The following is a 20,573-nucleotide window of genomic DNA, read 5'->3' as shown; positions in this document are numbered from 1 at the left end:
TCCGGAGTTTTACATAGTATCAGTTATATAATCATTATTTTAAGCTTCCTACCATATCTTCAGGTTTTACCCATTCATCAAACTGTTCAGCAGTTAACAGACCAAGATTGATGGCTTCCTCTTTTAATGTCGTACCATTTTTATGGGCTGTTTTAGCAATCTTAGCGGCGTTTTCATATCCGATGTGGGTATTTAAAGCCGTAACAAGCATCAAAGATTTGTCTACAAGCTCTTTAATCCTCTCATGATTTGGCTCAATACCTATGGCACAATGGTCGTTGAAAGAAATACATGCATCAGCAATCAATTGGGCAGACTGTAAGAAATTAAAAGCCATTACCGGTTTGAAAACATTCAGCTCATAATTCCCCTGAGTTCCGGCAAACGAAATGGTAGTATCATTTCCTAAAACCTGTGCGCAAACCATGGTCATTGCTTCATTCTGGGTCGGATTTACTTTTCCTGGCATAATAGAAGATCCCGGCTCATTTTCAGGTATATGAATTTCCCCGATTCCTGAACGCGGTCCCGAAGCCATGAGTCTGATATCCTGAGCAATTTTGAACAGAGATACAGCCAGCTGCTTTAATGCGCCGTGGCTTTCAACAATGGCATCGTGAGCAGCAAGAGCTTCAAATTTATTTTCAGCTGTAACGAAAGGCTGCTTTGTAAACTGAGCTATATATTCAGCTACTTTTACATCATAGCCGTTAGGAGTATTCAGACCCGTTCCTACAGCAGTTCCTCCTAATGCCAGCTCAGAAAGATGAGGTAATGTATTTTTTAAAGCTCTCAATCCGAATTCCAGCTGAGCCACATATCCGGAAAATTCCTGTCCGAGAGTAAGTGGGGTAGCATCCATCAGGTGGGTTCTTCCGATTTTGACAATATCTTTGAAAGCTTTCGATTTTTCAGCCAGCGTATTCTTTAGTTTTTCCACGGCAGGAATTGTTACTTCCACCACTTTTGTATAAGCAGCGATGTGCATGGCTGTAGGATAAGTATCATTCGAAGACTGAGATTTGTTCACATCATCATTCGGGTGAATTTCAGACTTTTCTCCTAAGGTTCCTCCATTATTAACATGAGCTCTGTTTGAAATTACTTCATTCACATTCATATTAGATTGGGTTCCGGAGCCGGTTTGCCAGATAACTAACGGAAACTGATCATTTAATTTACCTTCCAGGATTTCATCACAAACTTTAGCGATCATATCTCTTTTTTCAGCAGGAAGCACTCCAAGATCAGTATTGGCATAAGCTGCAGCTTTCTTCAAATAGGCAAAAGCTTCAATAATTTCATGTGGCATTGAACCTTCCGGGCCTATTCTGAAGTTATTTCTTGAACGTTCTGTTTGTGCTCCCCAAAGCTTATCGGAAGGTACCTGCACCTCACCCATAGTGTCTTTTTCTATTCTGTAATTCATTGTGATTGAAATTTTTATAAAGTTACTTATAACCGAAGAATTCTGCAATTTATAATCATTATAAATATCAATTGAAATGACTGATTTTACTCATATTTTTTTAATGGAAGCCGTATTTTTGTACAAACAAAAATTGAATGGATTTTAGATATCAGGATCCGTATCCTATTCAGAAAGATGATACGGTGTACAAGAAGCTTACATCAGACTATGTAAAGGTTGAAAAACTGGGTGATAGAGAAATTTTAACAGTAGATCCGAAAGGATTGGAATTATTGGCAGAAGAGGCCATGGCAGATGTTTCTTTCATGCTTCGTTCCTCACACCTGGAAAGCCTTAGAAGAATTATTGATGATCCTGAAGCTACAGATAATGACAGATTCGTTGCTTACAATCTTTTACAGAACGCTGCAGTAGCGGTTGAGGGAGCTCTTCCTTCATGCCAGGATACAGGTACAGCGATTGTAATGGGAAAGAAAGGTGAAAATGTATATACAGGAGTAGATGATGGCGAATACCTGAGCAAAGGAATCTTCAATACTTACCAGAAAAGAAACTTAAGATATTCTCAGGTGGTTCCTTTAACGATGTTTGATGAAAAGAATTCCGGATCCAACCTTCCGGCTCAGATTGATATCTATGCTAAAAAAGGAGATTATTATGAATTCTTATTCTTAACCAAAGGAGGAGGCTCTGCTAACAAAACATTTTTATACCAGAAAACGAAGTCTTTACTGAATGAGAAATCGCTGGAAGAGTTTATTAAGGAAAAAATATCGGATCTTGGTACTGCTGCCTGCCCGCCTTATCACCTTGCTTTGGTAATCGGAGGTACCTCAGCAGAAGCCAACCTTGCGGCTGTTAAAAAAGCGTCAGCAAAATATTACGATAATCTTCCGACAGAAGGAAACGAGGCCGGACAGGCGTTCAGAGACCTTGAATGGGAAGCCAGAGTTCAGAAAATCTGTCAGGAAAGTGCCATCGGAGCTCAGTTTGGAGGAAAATACCTTACTCACGACGTAAGAGTGATCAGACTTCCGAGACACGCTGCATCTTGTCCTGTAGGAATGGGAGTTTCATGTTCTGCAGACAGAAATATCAAAGGAAAAATAACAAAAGAAGGAATCTTCCTTGAGCAATTGGAGCAGGATCCGAAAAGATTCTTACCTGATACTCCTCCGCATCTGGAAGAAGCTGTTGAGATCAATCTGAACAAGCCAATGCCGGAAATTCTTGCAGAACTGTCAAAATATCCTATTAAAACGAGATTAAAACTGAACGGAACTCTGATTGTAGCCAGAGATATTGCTCATGCCAAGATCAAAGAGATCATTGATAGCGGAAAACCAATGCCGGAATATTTCAAGAACCATCCAATCTATTATGCAGGACCGGCAAAAACTCCGGAGGGAATGGCTTCAGGAAGCTTTGGGCCTACAACTGCAGGGAGGATGGATGTTTATGTGGATGAGTTCCAAAGCCACGGAGGAAGCATGATTATGCTGGCAAAAGGAAACAGAAGTAAAGATGTTACTGATGCATGTAAAAAGTACGGAGGTTTCTATCTGGGCTCTATCGGAGGACCGGCTGCCATTCTTGCCAAGGACAATATTGTGTCTGTGGATATAGTGGATTTCCCGGAATTAGGAATGGAAGCTGTAAGGAAAATTGAGGTCAAAGACTTCCCGGCATTCATCATTACAGATGATAAAGGGAATGATTTCTTCGCTGATCTTGCTCATTAATTAGTTTAAATTTAAAATAAATTATAAAATAGAGCCTGTATCTTTTGTATAAAAAAGAAAAAAGTTCTATTTTTGCCTAAAATCTTTAAGAGAATGATAACGATTTTATCAGCATTTTGGCCGTTCTACCAGTTCCTTTGGACTGTTTTCTTCATAACAATGTTCCTAGTAGGATTCTGGTGTATTTTTATGTTCTTCGGATTGGTAATCCCAATGTGGTTGACTGAAGGTTTGAAAGAATATTTCGGAAAGGTAAAGCCTTTCGATCCTGAAGATATCAGAAGAAAGAACATTTACGAACAGGAAGGAGTAGAGGTTATTTATAACCAACCTAAAGGGAACGGACCTTTTATTCACGATCACGGACATCATCATTAATTGATTGTCATTGCTTTTTCACCTGAATTCTGAAAAAGTAATATCAAAGCAAAACAACATATATAAAACCGCTTAAACAAATTAAGCGGTTTTTCTATTTATTATTTTTAAGCTTGATAATTTAATCTCTATATTGAATTTCAGTAATGCTCTTTCTGAATAATTAAGGCAAGTATAAGCTTATTAAATTGAATAGACCCGGCATTGAATTTTATTCAGTGCCGGGTCCTTTAAATAATAAATGGAATGTTGAAAAGATCAGATAATGTCGATTTCTACATGGATATTCCCTCTCGTTGCTTTAGAATAAGGACAGGTTTGATGGGCTTCTTCAACAAGTGTTCTTGCAATTTCATCTTCAATTCCTGGAAGGCTTACAGCTAGACGGGCCTGTAAAAAATAAGCATCATTATTTATACAAAGATCTACCTCTGCATTGACAGCTGTTTCAGAAGAAAGCCTTATTTTTCTTTTTCTGGCAGCAATTCCCAGGGCTCCGATAAAACAGGCGGACCATCCGGCCGCAAAAAGCTGTTCCGGATTTGTTCCCGGCTCTGTGCCTCCCGGGGTTGAAAGTTTTATCTGAAGATGGCCGTCAGAACTTTTTGATATCCCTTCACGGCCGCCTGTTGTATAGGTTTTTCCCGTATATAAAATTTTTTCAGGTTGTAAGGTTTGATTGTTTTTCATTGTTAAAATATTAAATTATTATTGATTAAATGATAGGTATGAAATGGGTTGAATTATTTTTTGTATCCGTCAACCTTAATAATTGCGTCTGCAAATGATTTTGGATCTTCCTGAGGTACATTATGCCCAATCCCCCTTAAAATTTCATGTGAATACTTTCCTGTAAATTTATCTGCATAGGCTTTTCCGTCAATTGCAGCACCGTCAAAATCACTGCTGATGGTAATTGTTGGAACGCTAATGGCAGGTCTTGCTGAAAGCTTTTTTTCCAACTCATCATATTGTGCTTCTCCTTTCTCAAGAGAGAGTCTCCAGCGGTAATTGTGGATGACAATGGCAACCTGGTCAGGATTATTGAAAGCCATTGCAGTCCGGTCATAAGTTGACTGATCAAAATTCCATAACGGAGAAGCTGTTTTCCATATAAGTTTATTGAACTCATATAGATTGTCATTGTACCCCTTTTTACCACGTTCGGTTGAAAAATAATACTGATACCACCATCCTAATTCTGCTGAAGGAGATAAAGGGTTCTTATTGGCTTCAAGGTTGGTGATCAGATAACCACTTACGGATACCAGTCCCTTCACGCGCTCTGGCCAAAGTGCTGCTATTACATCTGCAGTTCTTGCACCCCAATCAAACCCTCCGATAATGGCTTTGTCTATCTTCAGGGCATCCATAAGGGCAATAATGTCAAGGGCAACTGCTGATTGCTGGCCGTTTCTCATGGTTTTATCAGAAAGGAAACGGGTGGTTCCAAAACCTCTCAGATAAGGGGTAATTACTCTGTATCCTTTCTTTGTGAGCAGTGGAACTACATTTTCATAACTGTGGATGTCATAAGGCCATCCATGGAGTAAAATTACCGGTGGGCCGGAAGTGGGGCCTGCTTCGGTATAACCGATATTCAGCAATCCTGCATCAATTTGCTTTAGGGTCCCTAAGGAGCTTTTAATCTGCTGGGCGTGCAGTACGAAATTAAAAACTAAAATCAGAATTATACTGATTACATATTTTCTGATCCGAGACAGATCCTGGGTTTTTGGGTTCAGATACATAATAATGGTGTTTAAAATTGTATCCCAAATGTAGAGAGCCTGTTCATTTCATGCCATCATATTACCAGGCAGGCGGACAAATTCAATCCTGAAACAGACAAGATGAGGTCTTAAAATAACATACATTTTTATCCCTTGAAAAGTTAATAATTCTCAAAAAATAAATTACTTTAGTAGTATTATTATCTAAAAAAGGACTTTTATGAAGAAATTTTATTCCGGTATATTGTTGTTTATTGTTGTCTTTATTTTCGGGCAAATCAACTATACCATTACTCCGGATCCGTTTAATGAAACGGATCAGATTACCCTGACAATACCCGGTAATCAGATCGATGAATCAGCCTGGGGAATCACTGATCATTCTGTTTATATCTGGGCATGGTCTTTCGATACCAACTATCAGAATAGCCAGGATTGTCCTACGAATGGCAGCTGGAATGACTCTGATGCTTTAAATAAGCTGATTTACAATACTGCCACAGATTCCTACTCTCTGACATTTACGCCTACTGTTTTCTTTGGCAGAACAGGGATCGGAAGATTTGGATTTTTATTGAAAGATAAAACGGGAACACATCAGACTTCACCGGACATTTTTGTAAATGTTGGAATTTTAAATATCAATTTAACCACTCCTGCGGCAAATAGCCTAACTTCTGTGCCGGCAGGAAACTCAATTAATATTACAGCCACTACCAATGTTGATGCTACCTTTCAGCTGAAAGCGAACGGAATTGTAGTACATTCTACTTCCACACCATCATCAGCATATTCATATTCTTATACCGTTTCAGAAGATGCCAATATGGAACTTATTGCAACACAGGGGACGAACTCAAAAAAGGTAGCTTTCATCCTGCAGATACCGAGAAATGTAGTATCTGAATCTATTCCGGGCTGGATCAGGCAGGGGATCAATTACCACCCTACAGATCAGACAAAAGTAGGACTGGCACTTTATGCTCCTCATAAAAACTTTGTCCATGTAATTGGAAGCTTTAACAACTGGGCTGTGAATGACGCCTATTTAATGAAAAAAGATACTGCAATTCCTGATTTGTACTGGATTGAGCTTAGCGGACTTACGCCACAGCAGCTTTATACTTTCCAATACAGAACAAACGATTTGAAAAAAGTAGCTGATCCGTATTCTCCGCAAATACTGTCTTCCTATGATGATCCATGGATATCAGCATCTACTTATCCTAATTTGCCAACATTTCCGGCAGGACAGGACTTTGAAGTTTCGACATTTAAAACCGGACAGGTTCCTTATAACTGGCAGGTGACTAATTTCCAGAGACCAGCAAAAGATGATCTTATTGTGTATGAATTACTGTTAAGAGATTTTACCCAGGAAAAGAACTGGCAGTCACTGATTAACAAAATATATTATTTAAAGAATCTGAAGATCAATGCTATTGAATTGCTACCTGTCATGGAATTTGACGGGAACCTGTCGTGGGGATATAATACCTCTTTTCACTATGCTTTAGATAAAGCGTATGGTACTCCGGAAAAATTCAAAGAATTTATTGATCTCTGCCATCAGAACGGGATTGCGGTCATTTTAGATATTGCTCTGAACCATGCCACCGGGCGTTCTCCACTGGTAAGACTATGGAACACGGATCCTGATGGAGACGGCTATGGAGATGTTGCCCCTAATAATCCATATTTCAATCAGGTTCCAAAACATTCATATAATGTTTTTAATGATTTTAACCATACGAGCCTGTCAACTCAATATTACGTTGAAAGATGTCTTCAGCAATGGCTGACTGAATATCGTATCGATGGGTTTCGCTGGGATCTGACGAAGGGGTTTACCCAGAACTGCTCTGAAAATGATGAAACCTGTACCAATGCTTATCAGCAGGATAGAGTAGATATTATGAAACATTATGCTGACAGGCAATGGGCAATAGATCCCGGTTCATATATGATTTTTGAACACCTGGGAACAGATCAGGAAGAACAGCAGTGGGCGAATTACAGATTGGCGGAGGGAAAAGGAGTTCTTCTGTGGAATAAGCAGACTGATCCTTATAATCAGAATACTATGGGATATAAGGAGAATAGCAGTTATGACAGGATGAACCATAGTTTGCATGGTTTTACGAATATGAGTGCGGTAGGATATGGGGAAAGCCATGATGAAGAAAGGCTGATGTATAAGAATCTGGAATATGGTGCTATGAATGGAAGTTATAATGTTAAAGATCTGAACACAGCCCTTAACCGGATGAAAACTTTCGGAGCTACCTTTTTCACGATTTCGGGCCCTAAAATGATCTGGCAGTTTGGAGAATTAGGTTATGATTTCAGCATCAACAGGTGTGCAAACGGAACTGTTAATACCGGATGCCGGACAGATGAAAAACCGGTTGCATTTGCTTTAGGATATGATACAGATATCAATAGAAAAGGTGTTTACGACACCTGGGCAAAGATTATTGATATCAGGAATACTCATCAGGTATTTAAATCCAAAACATACAGTATAGAATCGAATAACCTGACCAATGATCCTGACGGATTGATCACCAGAATCTATATTTATGACAATACCATCAGTGGAATGAAGAATGTGGTGGTTTTAGCAAACTACGGAACTTCGGCCCGAAATGTTGTTCCTTATTTTCCTTATACGGGTGAATGGCAGAATCTGATGGACAATACAGTCCAGAATATTGTTTCTACGACAGCTCCTATTACATTACAACCGGGGGAGTTCAGGATTTTTGGGAATTATACAGGAACATTATCAACAGAAGATATATATGCAGGAAATAAGCTATCTCTTCAGATTGCAGACAATCCGGTAAAAAACGGAATTGTAAAGTTTGTTTACAGTAAAGCTAAAAATGGAGAAATAATTATTTCTGATATGGCAGGTAAAATACTTGATACTATTAAATTAAGTAATGAAACCGGGATTCATGAAATGAAAGTTCATTATCCGGCCGGGGTCTATCTGGTTCATCTGAAATCTGATACAGGAATTGCTATCCGGAAGCTGATTGTGAATTAGCATAAGTCATCAAAAATCAGAAGCAAATCTACAGATTAGTAGATTTGCTTTTTTTTGCATATTAAAAAAAATAGTCTACTTTTGCAGTAGATTTATCAAGAAAGGTGGAGGGATTTGGCCCAAAGAAACCTTAGCAACCTGCACGATTCCAGAAGTGTAAAGGTGCTAATTCCAACCCGAGGGGAAGATAAGTGAAGTCAATATTCTATATGAATTCCATTTCTTGAAGTCTTGTGTATCCGGAGATTGATCCTCCGGGATATTAATAATTTTCAGGAACAAAAAGATGAAAAAATTAAGCATAGCAGTAGTATTGCTTGGGACAATTGGAATTGCTGCCCAGGAACAGGAAGAAAAAGGAAAACAAATTGAAGATATTGTTATTGTCGGAAACCGTAATGTGAAAAGGACAAAGCTGGAAACACCGGTTCCTGTAGATGTTATTAATATCGACAAAATTCAAAGGAGCGCTCCGCAAATGACCGCCCAGGATCTGCTGAACTATGTGATTCCGTCATTTAACGCAGTAAGACAGTCTGCTTCAGATGGGACAGAGCATATTGACCCTGTTACCTTAAGAGGAATGGGACCGGATCAGGTTCTGGTATTGCTGAACGGGAAAAGGAGGCATACAACATCTTTAGTAAATTATCAGAATACCGTTGGAAATGGTTCTGTGGGAACAGATCTGAGTACTATCCCGGTGATTGCCATTGACAGAATTGAAGTTCTGAGAGACGGGGCAGCCGCACAGTACGGATCTGATGCCATTGCAGGTGTCATTAATATTATTCTTAAAAAGAATGCCGGGGCATCAGCAAGCCTTACTTACGGCTTAAGCGGCAGAAATGATGGCGATACGTATCAGGCAGGAGCGAACTACGGAACTTTATTAGGAAAGCAAGACGGCTATATCAATCTTTCACTGCAGTTAAGCCACAGGGGGAAAACAACAAGAACACAAAATCATGATCTGGATATTTTCGGAGATAATTTTGCCTATGAATTTGCCGATGATCCAGAGGCTGCCAGAGCCGCGGATGATGAAGAAATTAAAAAGAGAGGACTGACCCGTGACGATTTTAACTTTCAGATCGGAGATGCACAGATCAGGCAGGCACAGTTATTTTTTAATTCTGAATATCCTTTTAATGATCGGTTCAAACTCTATTCTTTTGGTGGGTTTAGTATAAAAGAAGGAAAAGGATATGGCTTCAGAAGGCTTCCCAGTGAAACATTCAATGTTGTTTCATCAATATACCCCAATGGATTCCAGGCGGTCTTAGGATCTCAGATTTATGACGTTTCCTATGCTGTCGGAGCGAAATACAATGTTAATAACTGGTTATTTGACCTAAGCAATACATTTGGAAACAATACTTTCAATTACAATGTAAACAATACAAATAATGCTTCATTGGGAGCAAAATCACCTACCCGTTTTTACGCCGGAGCACACAGCTTCCTTCAAAACACAATTAATCTTGATGTTTCCAGAAATATAAACCGTTTCAATATTGCCTTTGGGGGAGAATTCAGATTTGAACAGTATCAGATCAAAGCTGGCGATGTGGCTTCTTATGCTCAGTATGACATCAATGGAAATATCGCTGCCGAAGGTTCAACAGTGCTTGGTGCAGGCGGTTCCCAATCCTTTATCGGATTTTCTCCGGATAATGCACTGAAGAAGGACAGACATTCCACAGCCGTATATGCAGATGTTTCCTATGATCTGGATAAAAAATTAAACATTGATGCTGCTGCAAGATTTGAAAATTATTCAGATTTCGGGAATACTTTGAATGGAAAGCTTGCTATACGATATGAATTTGTAAAAAATTATGCAGTAAGAGCAGCTGTGGGAACAGGATTCAGGGCACCTTCCCTTCAACAGCAGTATTTTAATAACTCTTATGCAGATATTTCTACTTCCGGCGAGAAGATTGTTACCAAAGGAATCTTTAGTAATGATAGCAAAGCTGCAGAAATTCTTGGGTTTGATAAACTCAAGCAGGAAACTTCAGTCAATGCAAGTGCCGGATTTACCCTGAAACCTTTAAACAATCTGATCATCACTATAGATGGATACTGGATCAAAGTGAAGGACAGAATTGTGATTACCAGCAATATTACCGACCCAAGACTAGATGAGTTTAAGGTTGAAAGCGGAAGATTTTTCGCTAATGCTATTGATACAGAAACAAAAGGGGTAGATGTAGTAGTTACCTATGACTGGATTCTTGGTAATGGAAAATTAAATATGAATCTTGCAGGTAATTATACGGAAACAAAAATCACGGACTTTCATTTTCCGGAGAATTTAGGAACACCCCAGGAACAGTTTTTTGGCCCGGATCAGATCAATATCATTGAAACGCTGTCTCCCAAAACAAAAGCTTCATTAGGATTGAATTATGGAATCGGGAAGTTTAATTTTCTCGTAAGAAATACCTATTTTGGCAAGGTAATAAGAGATGGTTATCCGTTTGGAGAAGTGCAGGAGTTTTCTCCAAAAGTAGTTACTGACATTAGTGTTGGGTATGATGTTACAAAAAGTATCAACTTTACGGTAGGTGCCAATAATGTCTTTGATGTTTTCCCGGATCGCCAGATTTACAGGAATTCGTACTATGGAGTATTCAAGTATGCGCCGGTGCAGATGGGAACACTGGGGAATTATTTCTTCGGAAGGCTTAATTTTAACTTTTAATCATTAAATGAGTACTACCTCACATCAGATTGGCTGGAAAACAGCTGCTGCTATTGTTGTTTCCAATATGATCGGAACAGGGATTTTTACCACTCTGGGATTTCAGCTATCCAATATTACCAACACCTACAGTATTTTCCTGCTGTGGATCATTGGAGGCATCCTGGCTCTGTTTGGGGCTTTTTGCTATGCAGAACTGGGATCTCATTTTAAAGGGAACGGAGGCGACTTTATCTATCTTAAAGAAACTTATCATCCGTTATTCGGGTATCTTATAAGCTGGATTTCGCTGATTATCGGATTTTCCTCTCCTGTAGCTTTAGCTGCATTAGCTATGTCGAAATATCTTTCAGTATTCAACTATTCTTTTGGAAACGGCTTTGCGATTGCAGCCATTTTTCTGATTGCCGCTACTTTATCATTCAGTTTAAAAATATCCAGTAGGTTTCATAACTTTTTCACTTTCATTAAGATATCTTTTATTGTTGTACTGATTATTCTGGGAGTCTGGCTTTCAGATTCACCACAGATTGGCAGCAGTTTGAATTTTAGTGACAGCTGGCAGAATGAGATCATGCTTCCGGCTTTTGCTACCTCCTTGGTATTTGTAACTTATTCCTATACAGGCTGGAACTCTGCTTCCTATATTGCAGGAGAAATTAAAGATGTTCAGAAAAATCTTCCGAAATCACTCATTATAGGAACTGTTTTCGTGACGGTAAGCTATATTCTGGTGAATTATATTATGCTGAAACATGCTCCTCTGAGTCAGTTGGCAGGAAAAGAAGACGTTATGGGAGAAGCGGCTGTCAATATGCTCGGCTCTGCTTTTGGGAAAATCGTTAATATTTTTATTGCTTTGCAGCTGATTGCAACAATTAGCGGATATTTATGGGTAGGGTCAAGATTAACCCAGGCTTTTGCGAAGCATACTTACATCTGGAAACCGTTATCAACAGGTAATGCAAAAGGAATTCCGGTAAGGGCTGTTTTTACTCATGCAGGAATTGCCGCTATTATTATTTTAACGGGAAGTTTCAAAGAGATCTTTGTTTACACTGCTTTTATTTTACAGCTTTTTGCAAGTCTGGCTATTTCTACTGTATTCTTCCTGAAGAAAAAAGACAGAAAAATCTTTAAATCGAATGCCTTCCACATTTTCCCGGCCGTTTTTCTGCTGTTCAGTATGTATATTCTCTATTTTACATTTATTCATAATCCTAAAGAAAGTCTTATAGGACTGGGAATTATCGCAGTAGGAATCTTTCTGTATCTGATTGACAGGAGGCTTTCTAAAAGATACTAAAGCCAGCTTCTGCCTTAGATAAAGCCAGGTAAACAAATTTGCAATCCGTCCTTTTGCTCTCTTTATCCCTAAAGCTCAAAAATTTATGCTGATTCGGAATTTTAATTTTGAATTAATAATTCTTATCTTTGCACCCACAAAATTTCTACAATGTCTAAATCATTAATTCCAAAATTAGAAGCTATAAAACAAAGATATAATGAGGTTGCCGACCTTATTATACAGCCTGATGTTATTTCAGATCAAAAAAGATATTCTTCTTTGAACAAAGAATATAGTGATTTGGGAAAAATTGTTAGAGTTTACGATCAGTATAAGGGAGCGCTGGATACGATTGAAGAATCTGAGGAGATCATTGCTGATGGCTCAGACAGGGATCTCGTAGATCTTGCGAAAGAAGAGAAGCTTGAGGCTCAGTCAAGAATTCCTGGCCTGGAAGAAGAACTTAAGGTATTGTTAATTCCTAAAGATCCTGCAGATGATAAGAACGTTATTGTGGAGTTACGTGCCGGAACAGGAGGTGATGAAGCTGCAATTTTTGTGGAGGATATCTACAGAATGTATACGATGTATTTCAAAGCAAAAGGCTGGAGACACGAAGTAACGGATTCCAATGAAGCGGCAAAAGGTTATAAGGAACTGATCATGAAGGTAGAAGGAGAGGGTGTTTATGGTATTATGAAATTTGAATCAGGAGTTCATCGTGTACAACGTGTACCGGAAACGGAATCTCAGGGTAGAGTTCATACTTCTGCAATTACCGTTGCTGTTTTACCTGAGGCGGAAGAAGTGGATGTAGAGATCAACCCGGCTGATATCGAGATGCAGACATCACGTTCAGGGGGAGCAGGAGGACAGAATGTTAACAAGGTAGAAACAAAAGTTCAGTTAACACACAAACCTTCAGGCCTTGTCGTAGTTTGTCAGCAGGCACGTTCTCAGCTGGCGAACCGTGAGCTGGCAATGGAGATGCTTCGTGCTAAATTATATGATATCAAATTACAGGAAGTTCAGGGAGATATTGCTGCACAAAGAAAAACAATGGTATCTACAGGAGACCGTTCAGCAAAAATTAAAACATACAACTATCCGCAAGGTAGAGTTACAGATCACAGAATCAATAAGTCCATGTATAATCTGGATGCTTACATGAATGGAGATATTTCTGAAATGATTGATGCTGTAATCATGGCAGAAAATGCAGAAAAGATGAAGGGGGAAGAAGAAAATTATTAAAAATCAAAATAAATAAAATACAGCCTCTGATTTTTCAGGGGCTGTGTTTTTTAAAATACTAAATACAATATAAACTGTGAAAAACTACAAAATTATTTTCGTGTTGCTTCTTACTATGATAGGACAGTTGCTCAGTGCTCAGGCTGAAGTTAAGAAACCTAAAGAAGCCTTTGAACTATTCTTCGGAACCTTCGTGAATAACGATGAAACAGCACTGAATAAATTAAATGATTATTTAAAACCTACTGTGGAAGGACAGAATGCATATCAGGTGGATTTCAAAGAAACTTCACAGGAAATGATAAATGGCAGTGTTGAAAATTTTCTTTCTGCTTTTCCTAAAACTACTGCTTCAGCATGCAAAAAAGAAGCGGAGGACTATTTCATTGCAATGTTTGGAAATTTTAAGAACGGAAAATTGACCGTTAAAAATGTAAAATTTGTTCCTAATGAATATCTTGAAGGGGAAAAAATTGCAGAAATAAGCTATACTGTAAGTTTTCAGGTACCATCCAAGCTGACTTCCGGACCTGAAGGTGATACGAAGAAAGTAAAGGCTGAAGATCTTAAAAAATATTTAATCCAGGCAGCTTTGGATTTTAAAAATGCTGATAAAACAGTGATTACGGATCAGAATTTTAATCTATACGAATTGAAAGAAGGGGGTAAAGTATACTATTGGAGCGGAAGCCCGGATGAGATTGTTTCCAATCTTACCGATTTCTACTTTGAAAGTTTCGGAACAAATGAATAGTTAAAGCCGTGCTTCTAAAGAATAGAAAGTCCCGATTTAAAGGGACTTTTTTTATTTCGCAGACTTTATGTATTTTTGAGAAAACCGATCAGTATGAATTTTAAGCCTATATTATTAACTGCTGGAGTGCTCTTTTCAGCATCTATTTATTCTCAAAAAATGATTTATCCAAAAGCATTAAAAGGAAACCAGACAGATACTTATTTTGGTAATGCTGTAGCTGATCCTTTCAGAGATCTGGAACACGATTCTGACGCCACTAAAAAGTGGGTGGATGAAGAAGTGGCTTACAGCCAGAACTATTTGTCAAAAATTCCATTCAGGAATAAAATCAAAGATCAGCTGAGAGATATCTGGAATTATGAGAAGATTTCTGCTCCTTTTAAAGAAGGAAATTATACATATTATTCTAAAAATGATGGCCTGCAGGCGCAATCTGTTTTATACAGAACAAATAATACCACCAAAGTTACAGAGGTGTTCTTAGACCCAAATAAATTTTCAGAAAAAGGAACTACATCTCTCTCTAATCTGTCATTCAACAAAAAAGGAAATCTGGCAGCTTATTCTATTTCTGAAGGAGGAAGTGACTGGAATAAGATCATTATCATTGATGCAGTGACTAAAAAGCAGCTTGATGAAACATTGCTGGATGTAAAGTTCAGCGGAATTTCATGGCAGGGAGATGAAGGATTTTATTATTCAAGTTATGATAAGCCAAAAGAAGGAACCGTCCTTTCCGGAATGACTGATAAGCATAAAGTATATTTTCATAAATTGGGAACAAAACAATCTGAGGATAAGCTGATCTTCGGAGGAGATGAAACACCGAGAAGATATCTTGGAGCGAATGTTTCGGAAGATCAGAGATATTTGATTATTTCCGCCGCCAACGCTACCAATGGTAATGAGCTCTATATAAAAGATTTGAAAAACGGAGGAGACTTTATACAAATTGTAAAAGGGTTTGATATTAATGCCAGTATCGTTGATACGGAAGGGGATGATCTGTTTATCTTCACTGATAAAGATGCACCCAATATGCGTCTGGTAAAAACTTCGATTAAAAACCCTGCTCCCGAAACCTGGAAGGATGTAATTCCACAGACAGAAAATGTACTGAGCATCTCTTCCGGAGGAGGATATTTTTTTGCTACCTATATGATTGATGCTATTGATCAGGTAAAACAATTTGATAAGACAGGAAAACTGATCAGAGAGATTGAGCTGCCGGGAAAAGGAAATATTTCAGGATTTGATGGAAAGGAAAAAGAAAAGGAGGTCTACTACTCATTCAGTAATTATATTACTCCGGGAACAACATATAAATTCAATGCAGACACTGGTAAATCTGAAGTGTATCAAAAGCCGAAAGTAAAATTTAATCCTGATGATTATGTTTCTGAACAGGTATTTTATACTTCGAAAGATGGAACTAAGGTTCCTATGATGATTAATTACAAAAAAGGAACTAAGCTTAATGGAAAAAATCCTACTATTTTATATTCTTATGGAGGGTTCAATATCAGTCTGCAGCCATCTTTTTCCGTGGTAAATGCAATCTGGATGGAAAACGGAGGAATTTATGCTGTTCCAAACATTCGTGGCGGAGGTGAGTATGGCAAAAAATGGCATAATGCAGGTACCAAACAGCAGAAAAAAAATGTTTTTGATGATTTCATTGCTGCCGGCGAATATTTGCAGAATAAAGGATATACTTCAAAAGAGTACATGGCCTTATCGGGAAGATCAAACGGAGGATTATTGGTGGGAGCAACAATGACAATGCGTCCGGATCTTGCCAGAGTGGCTTTTCCGGGAGTAGGTGTTCTGGATATGTTAAGATATAATAAGTTTACGGCAGGAGCAGGATGGGCATACGATTATGGAACTGCAGAAGACAGTAAGGAAATGTTTGAATACCTTAAATCTTACTCTCCTGTGCATAATGTAAAAGCAGGAACCTGCTATCCTTCAACAATGATCATTACAAGTGATCATGATGACAGAGTAGTTCCGGCACATTCGTTTAAGTTCGGAGCAGAGCTGCAGGAAAAGCAGGGATGTAAAAACCCTATTTTACTGAGGATAGAAAAAAATGCAGGACATGGAGCTGGAAGATCCACAGAGCAGGTAATCAGTGAAAACGCAGATCTGATATCCTTTGCTTTATTTGAGATGGGAATAAAAAAGTAGCAATTACTTCATAATTAATAAGAATTTACAATTATACAGGCCGGGTAAATGCCCGGCCTTTTGCGTGTTCAGATAACATAAAAACTGAATATTATCATAAGTTTCGTGTTTCATTCAAAAAAATTAACTTTACGCAGACAAAAACTATTGGAATGCGAAAGACAATTTCTGTGAAAAAACCGGATTTTAATGTATTGCCTCAGGATAGAGAAATTTACAATTTTGAAAAAGACGGGCTGGAACTTAAATCATCTTATGGAAAAAAAGATGTAAAAGATGAATCATTAACACAGACTTCTCCAGGAATTGAACCTTATCTGAGAGGACCGTATTCTACAATGTATGTGCAGAAACCCTGGACAATCCGTCAATATGCAGGTTTTTCTACAGCAGAAGAATCTAATGCTTTTTACAGAAGGAACCTTGCAGCCGGACAGAAAGGACTATCAGTAGCTTTTGATCTTGCCACTCACAGAGGATATGATTCTGATCATGCCAGAGTGGTTGGAGATGTAGGAAAAGCCGGAGTTGCCATTGATTCGGTAGAAGACATGAAAATTCTTTTCAACGAAATTCCGCTGGATCAGATTTCCGTTTCGATGACCATGAACGGTGCTGTACTCCCTGTTTTGTCTTTCTATATTGTAGCTGCAGAGGAGCAGGGTGTAAAGCAGGAGCTGCTTTCGGGAACAATCCAGAATGATATTCTGAAGGAGTTTATGGTGAGAAATACCTATATTTATCCACCGGCACCTTCGATGAAAATCATAGCTGATATCTTTGAATATACCTCTCAAAATATTCCAAAATTCAATTCTATATCGATTTCCGGATATCATATGCAGGAAGCAGGTGCAACGCCTGTGCTGGAAATGGCTTATACGCTTGCAGATGGTCTTGAGTATGTAAGAACCGGTATCAAAGCAGGGATGAATGTAGATGATTTTGCCCCAAGATTATCATTTTTTTGGGCCATCGGAATGAATCATTTTATGGAAATTGCTAAAATGCGTGCAGCAAGATATATCTGGGCTAATCTTTTAAAACAGTTTAACCCGCAAAATCCAAAATCTTTAGCACTAAGAACTCATTCCCAGACTTCAGGATGGTCATTAACGGAACAGGAGCCTTTCAATAATATTACAAGAACAGCTATTGAAGCATTGTCTTCAGCACTGGGAGGAACCCAGTCCCTGCACACCAATGCCCTGGATGAAGCGATCGCCCTTCCTACGGATTATTCAGCTAAAATTGCCAGGAACACACAAATTATCCTGCAGCAGGAAAGTGGAATATGTGATGTAGTAGATCCTATGGGAGGAAGTAATCTTGTAGAGAGTCTGACTCAGCAGATGATCCAGGAAGCGATGAGGTATATTGACGAGGTAGAGCAGGAAGGAGGAATGACGAAAGCTATTGAAGCCGGAATCCCCAAAATGAGAATTGAAGAAGCAGCTGCTAAAAAGCAAGCAAAAATTGATAGTGGAGAAGAGTTCATTATTGGAGTTAATTCGTTCAAGACCTCACTAAAACAGGATGAAATAGAAATCCTCGATATTGATAATACCGAAGTTCGCAGAAAGCAGATCGAAAGGTTAAATACCATCAGGGCTGAAAGGAACAGTGAGGCCGTAGAAGAAATATTAAATGAGATCCGTGAAAGTGCAAAAACAGGGAAAGGGAATCTCCTGGCATTGTGTATCGAAGCAGCAAGAAGAAGAGTTACTCTTGGCGAAATGAGTGATGCTATGGAAGAAACTTTCGGAAGATATAAAGCAAATATCAAAACCATTTCTGGTGTATACGCTATGAATGCAGGTAAAAATGAATATTTTGAAAAAGCCCTTAACCTGACTCAGAAATTTGAGGAGGAAGAAGGGCGTCGCCCAAGATTAATGGTTGCCAAAATGGGACAGGACGGACATGACCGGGGTGCAAAAGTAGTTGCAACCGCATTTGCAGACATGGGATTCGATGTGGATGTTGCTCCATTGTTCCAAACCCCGGAGGAAGTGGCCAGGCAGGCCGTAGAAAATGATATTCATATCCTGGGAGTCTCTTCATTGGCTGCGGGGCACAAAACATTGGTTCCTCAGGTAGTGGAAGAGCTGAAAAAACTGGGGGCAGATGATGTTACCATAGTGGTAGGAGGTGTTATTCCCCAGCAGGATTATGAATTCCTGTATGCCAATGGTGCAGACTTTATTTTCGGACCCGGAACCAACCTTCCGAAATGTGCCGTTGAAATTCTGGAAAAATTTCTAAAATAATTATCTCTAAAGGATTGACTTGCACGGCTTTTGTATAGATTAATGAAAAATTTCATTATGGCTTATACAGTAGTTTCAGTATTTCCGGTGACTGTAGATACAGAGGAAATTAAAAAAGAATTAAAAGAAAAAGGCTTTGATGAGGCAAATATCATTATCTCAAAGTCCAGAGTAGAAAGCGGAATGTCTACTGATCATGATCAGGAAGATGAACAGACAAAAGGTTTTTTTGAATATATCTTTGCCCATGACGCAGAAATGCTGGATGCCTACCGCAAACACAGTATAGGGAAAAGCAACATTATTGTCTATACGGATGATCTCGAACAGGCAAAAGCTGCCAAAGATATTTTAAATAAAAATGGGGCACTTGAAATCTATCGTAAACGTTCAGAAAAAGAAGATAAAAGCATCCCTGAGGGTATGACAGAACATGAATATAATGGAATTATCGCCAAGGCAAGGCATAATATTTACTTCCTTGGTTCAGAGAGAGTCTATCACTCCAACGAAGTTAAAGGGATGGATGATGAGATGGATAGTTTAGGTTCAAAAGATTAATATTACAATAATAAAAAACCGGATAAAATATATTTTATCCGGTTTTTTAATGTCAGAATATTTTGATTATGAGAAAAAGTTATATATTTGCATCTGAAAATCAAGTTTAACCAGTTAAAAACAACGAAGCAATGTTCAGAACAAATCAGAATTCTACAGTTGGATTGCCACTTATGATGGTAAGGCTTCGTGGTTTGGTACATTCTTAGAATAACAGTACAATGAAATATCAAAACCCGAAGTCGTAGAGATTTCGGGTTTTTTATTGCGCAATATTTCAAACTTCAAGTTTCCCCGAAATCTTTTTAATGTTGTTAAAGACAAAATAGGCTGAGGTATATTCCTCAAAGCTGTTACTGTCTATTATTAATCCGTTCAACTAGTGTTTTAGTTGACTGAAAGTTATGTGAGGTAAAAACAAAGACAAGTTTTTAATATCACATCAGACTGCTGTGACAATGGAAAAAGATAACCTTCTGTCTTTCCGCCTGAGAGGCCTGAGAAGCAGAAAAAGAACAATTAGAAAAGATGTAGAAAAGCAGATAAGAAAAAAATATCGACGTAATGATGAACTTTGGGATATCAGAAGGAATACCCCTTGGGTGCCTTTACAGAAGCCCTATCAAAGGGGATTTGTAAGATACTTTGTGGTAAGGGAAGATGTGAAGAGGTCTAAAGACGGAGATTTCTTTGAAGGAATTTTAAATAAGATCAATACATACATGTATTCGGAAAATCGTCAGTTTCTGAAAAAGAAAAGAAAATCCGGAAGAAGAATCTATGTAGAAAGAACACAGAAACTCAAGCATGTCTCCTCATATTCATGGAGTGATCCTAAATTCGGACTTACACCAAGGGAGAGACAATATTTTTTGAAAAAAGAGGAGTATTGTTCTATCCGGAAGGCTTATGTTCCTTACTACGAATTCACTGAATCCTGGAGATTTACCCTTCGTACAAGGCCTAATATGATTACCCATTATAAACCTGTAAATTTTGAATTAGAAAAAGAATGTGCAGAACTGGGAGCTTATTTAAGGCAGTATAAAATTGTAGGGATTATCCATAAGACAATTTATGGTAAATCATACCCGTGGAAAAGGAAAAGAGACGATATGGAACTTATCAAAAGCAGGAAATATGTTACCTGCATGCTCTCTGCAACAGAAATTGCAGAAAGTTTAGAGGACTTATAGTCCT

At 38.4% G+C, this 20,573-nt stretch carries 14 protein-coding genes and 1 riboswitch; of the genes, 11 read left to right on the top strand and 3 right to left on the bottom strand.

What is annotated here, in order from left to right:
* Positions 1–34 precede the first annotated feature (34 nt).
* A complete protein-coding gene (gene fumC, locus DRF59_RS04720) occupies positions 35–1,429 on the bottom strand; it encodes a class II fumarate hydratase (protein ID WP_115957305.1) in 1,395 nt (464 codons plus the stop codon).
* A gap of 137 nt (positions 1,430–1,566) precedes the next feature.
* Between fumC and DRF59_RS04715 the strand changes: the two genes are divergently transcribed.
* Together DRF59_RS04715 and DRF59_RS04710 are read left to right on the top strand one after the other, a co-directional pair.
* Complete coding sequence (locus DRF59_RS04715; protein WP_115957303.1) at positions 1,567–3,174, top strand: fumarate hydratase; 1,608 nt, start codon at positions 1,567–1,569, stop codon at positions 3,172–3,174.
* A 93-nt stretch (positions 3,175–3,267) separates the two neighbouring features.
* Positions 3,268–3,552 carry a hypothetical protein gene (locus DRF59_RS04710; RefSeq protein ID WP_185144901.1) on the top strand — a complete coding sequence of 95 codons (285 nt, stop codon included), beginning with the start codon at positions 3,268–3,270 and terminating at the stop codon, positions 3,550–3,552.
* A gap of 258 nt (positions 3,553–3,810) precedes the next feature.
* Here the strand turns inward: DRF59_RS04710 and DRF59_RS04705 are convergent, their stop codons facing one another.
* The gene (locus DRF59_RS04705) at positions 3,811–4,242 is read right to left on the bottom strand and encodes an organic hydroperoxide resistance protein (RefSeq protein WP_115957301.1); all 432 of its coding nucleotides are present in this window, start codon (positions 4,240–4,242) and stop codon (positions 3,811–3,813) included.
* 53 nt (positions 4,243–4,295) lie between these two features.
* Positions 4,296–5,303 carry an alpha/beta fold hydrolase gene (locus tag DRF59_RS04700; protein ID WP_115957299.1) on the bottom strand — a complete coding sequence of 336 codons (1,008 nt, stop codon included), beginning with the start codon at positions 5,301–5,303 and terminating at the stop codon, positions 4,296–4,298.
* Between the two features lie 202 nt (positions 5,304–5,505).
* Here DRF59_RS04700 and DRF59_RS04695 point away from each other — a divergent pair, with 202 nt between their 5' ends.
* From DRF59_RS04695 to DRF59_RS04655, 9 genes are all read left to right on the top strand, one after another.
* Complete coding sequence (locus DRF59_RS04695; RefSeq protein WP_115957297.1) at positions 5,506–8,340, top strand: alpha-amylase family glycosyl hydrolase; 2,835 nt, start codon at positions 5,506–5,508, stop codon at positions 8,338–8,340.
* A gap of 89 nt (positions 8,341–8,429) precedes the next feature.
* A riboswitch (SAM riboswitch) is annotated at positions 8,430–8,534 on the top strand.
* A gap of 92 nt (positions 8,535–8,626) precedes the next feature.
* Entirely contained in the window at positions 8,627–11,050 is a 2,424-nt protein-coding gene (locus DRF59_RS04690; protein WP_115957295.1) for a TonB-dependent receptor plug domain-containing protein, read from the top strand.
* A gap of 7 nt (positions 11,051–11,057) precedes the next feature.
* A complete protein-coding gene (locus DRF59_RS04685) occupies positions 11,058–12,356 on the top strand; it encodes an APC family permease (protein ID WP_115957293.1) in 1,299 nt (432 codons plus the stop codon).
* Positions 12,357–12,506: 150 nt separating this feature from the next.
* Entirely contained in the window at positions 12,507–13,592 is a 1,086-nt protein-coding gene (prfA, locus tag DRF59_RS04680) for a peptide chain release factor 1 (protein ID WP_115957291.1), read from the top strand.
* 76 nt (positions 13,593–13,668) lie between these two features.
* Positions 13,669–14,346: a hypothetical protein gene (locus tag DRF59_RS04675; RefSeq protein ID WP_123873651.1), complete on the top strand. Its 678-nt coding sequence runs from the start codon at positions 13,669–13,671 to the stop codon at positions 14,344–14,346.
* Positions 14,347–14,439: 93 nt separating this feature from the next.
* Positions 14,440–16,542, top strand: coding sequence for a prolyl oligopeptidase family serine peptidase (locus DRF59_RS04670; RefSeq protein ID WP_115957288.1), 2,103 nt, complete (start codon positions 14,440–14,442; stop codon positions 16,540–16,542).
* 152 nt (positions 16,543–16,694) lie between these two features.
* Positions 16,695–18,812 carry a methylmalonyl-CoA mutase gene (gene scpA, locus DRF59_RS04665; RefSeq protein WP_115957286.1) on the top strand — a complete coding sequence of 706 codons (2,118 nt, stop codon included), beginning with the start codon at positions 16,695–16,697 and terminating at the stop codon, positions 18,810–18,812.
* Positions 18,813–18,869: 57 nt separating this feature from the next.
* Complete coding sequence (locus DRF59_RS04660) at positions 18,870–19,373, top strand: hypothetical protein (protein WP_123873650.1); 504 nt, start codon at positions 18,870–18,872, stop codon at positions 19,371–19,373.
* Between the two features lie 458 nt (positions 19,374–19,831).
* Entirely contained in the window at positions 19,832–20,569 is a 738-nt protein-coding gene (locus DRF59_RS04655; protein WP_115957282.1) for a hypothetical protein, read from the top strand.
* The last annotated feature ends 4 nt before the right edge of the window (positions 20,570–20,573 follow it).

Source organism: Chryseobacterium flavum (assembly GCF_003385595.1).
Classification (GTDB): Bacteria; Bacteroidota; Bacteroidia; order Flavobacteriales; family Weeksellaceae; genus Chryseobacterium; species Chryseobacterium flavum.
Note: the sequence above shows the minus strand (reverse complement) of the source record. Positions and strands in the feature narration are given on the sequence as shown.

Bases quoted from the DNA above. Each gene is read 5' to 3' on its own strand.
- DRF59_RS04700 (WP_115957299.1), bottom strand. From the start codon at position 5,303: ATGTATCTGAACCCAAAAACCCAGGATCTGTCTCGGATCAGAAAATAT.
- DRF59_RS04690 (WP_115957295.1), top strand. From the start codon at position 8,627: ATGAAAAAATTAAGCATAGCAGTAGTATTGCTTGGGACAATTGGAATT.
- DRF59_RS04685 (WP_115957293.1), top strand. From the start codon at position 11,058: ATGAGTACTACCTCACATCAGATTGGCTGGAAAACAGCTGCTGCTATT.
- DRF59_RS04710 (WP_185144901.1), top strand. From the start codon at position 3,268: ATGATAACGATTTTATCAGCATTTTGGCCGTTCTACCAGTTCCTTTGG.
- DRF59_RS04670 (WP_115957288.1), top strand. From the start codon at position 14,440: ATGAATTTTAAGCCTATATTATTAACTGCTGGAGTGCTCTTTTCAGCA.
- fumC (WP_115957305.1), bottom strand. From the start codon at position 1,429: ATGAATTACAGAATAGAAAAAGACACTATGGGTGAGGTGCAGGTACCT.
- DRF59_RS04695 (WP_115957297.1), top strand. From the start codon at position 5,506: ATGAAGAAATTTTATTCCGGTATATTGTTGTTTATTGTTGTCTTTATT.
- prfA (WP_115957291.1), top strand. From the start codon at position 12,507: ATGTCTAAATCATTAATTCCAAAATTAGAAGCTATAAAACAAAGATAT.
- DRF59_RS04655 (WP_115957282.1), top strand. From the start codon at position 19,832: ATGGAAAAAGATAACCTTCTGTCTTTCCGCCTGAGAGGCCTGAGAAGC.
- scpA (WP_115957286.1), top strand. From the start codon at position 16,695: ATGCGAAAGACAATTTCTGTGAAAAAACCGGATTTTAATGTATTGCCT.
- DRF59_RS04660 (WP_123873650.1), top strand. From the start codon at position 18,870: ATGGCTTATACAGTAGTTTCAGTATTTCCGGTGACTGTAGATACAGAG.
- DRF59_RS04715 (WP_115957303.1), top strand. From the start codon at position 1,567: ATGGATTTTAGATATCAGGATCCGTATCCTATTCAGAAAGATGATACG.
- DRF59_RS04705 (WP_115957301.1), bottom strand. From the start codon at position 4,242: ATGAAAAACAATCAAACCTTACAACCTGAAAAAATTTTATATACGGGA.